This window comes from Bacillus sp. LR--39, from assembly GCF_053613335.1.
In genome coordinates, this window is sequence record NZ_JBSIOT010000160.1 from 1 (window position 1) to 1,397 (window position 1,397).

1 protein-coding gene and 1 pseudogene are annotated in these 1,397 nt (G+C 46.8%); both read left to right on the forward strand.

The window, feature by feature from the left end:
• Positions 1 to 1,186: threonine--tRNA ligase (gene thrS, locus ACWHAR_RS21360; protein WP_452087754.1), on the forward strand; the 1,186-nt coding region annotated here is incomplete at its 5' end.
• Positions 1,187 to 1,305: 119 nt separating this feature from the next.
• Positions 1,306 to 1,397: pseudogene (locus tag ACWHAR_RS21365) on the forward strand (MarR family transcriptional regulator); the annotation flags it as partial.

Below are 1,397 nucleotides of genomic sequence, written 5' to 3' on the forward strand. Positions count from 1 at the left end.
AGACCATCGCAAGCTCGGCAAACAGTTAGGGCTGTTTATGTTTTCTGAAGAAGCGCCGGGGATGCCGTTTTATTTGCCGAAAGGGCAGATTGTCCGCAATGAGCTGGAGCGCTTCTCGCGTGAGCTGCAAACAAATGCCGGCTACGATGAGGTGCGTACGCCGTTTATGATGAATCAGCGGTTATGGGAGCAGTCAGGCCATTGGGACCATTATCGCGACAATATGTACTTTTCAGAAGTGGATGATACAAGATTCGCAATGAAGCCGATGAATTGCCCCGGCCACATGCTCATCTTTAAAAACAGCCTGTATTCTTATCGGGATCTGCCGATTCGCATGGCGGAATTCGGACAGGTGCACCTCCATGAATACAGCGGCGCTTTAAACGGAATGCTTCGCGTTCGGACGTTCTGTCAGGATGACGCCCATATTTTCGTTCGGGAGGATCAGATTGAGAGTGAGATCAAAGAAGCGATTCGGCTGATTGATGAGGTATATCGGACATTTGGTTTCGAGTATTCAGTTGAGCTTTCGACTCGCCCGGAGGATTCATTAGGCGATGACAGCCTTTGGGAAGCGTCGGAACGTGCCTTAGCACGCGTCCTTGAGGAGCTTGGCCTCTCTTATGAGATCAATGAAGGCGATGGGGCGTTTTACGGGCCGAAAATTGATTTCCATATAAAAGATGCTCTAAAACGGAGCCACCAATGTGCGACAATTCAGCTTGATTTTCAAATGCCGGAAAAATTTGATTTAACATATATCAACGAACTCAATGAGAAGGTTCGTCCCGTTGTCATCCACAGAGCGGTTTTCGGCTCAATCGACCGTTTCTTCGGCATTTTGATCGAGCATTACGGCGGGGCTTTTCCAGTCTGGCTCGCACCGGTCCAGGTTCAAATCATACCGGTTTCGCACGTTCACTTAGACTATTGCAGAAAAGTGCAGGCGGAGCTGAAGCAGGTGGGGATAAGAGCCGGCATTGATGAGTGCAATGAGAAGCTGGGCTATAAAATCAGAGAATCGCAGGTGCAAAAAATTCCGTACGTGCTGGTGCTTGGAGATCATGAGGAGCAGGAGAATGCGGTAAACGTCCGCCGATTCGGAGATCAGCAGAGTGAACACGTTCCTTTCCAAACTTTTAAAGATAAACTTGTCAAACAGGTGGAAAATCGAGGCATGTAGGATAAAAGCTGTGAATTCACATTTTGCTTTTTTGACTTTCCCTATTCGGAATCAGTAAAATAATAAGTAAATCATATCGTTCGTATGTTATGAATGCATCTCGAAATGGGGAAATTGACATGGACCATGACAAACTGGAAGCAAATTTGCTGGATCACGCACTTACAAAATATTTGAAAAGCACGAAGCAATTAGATGAAGCCACCGTTCC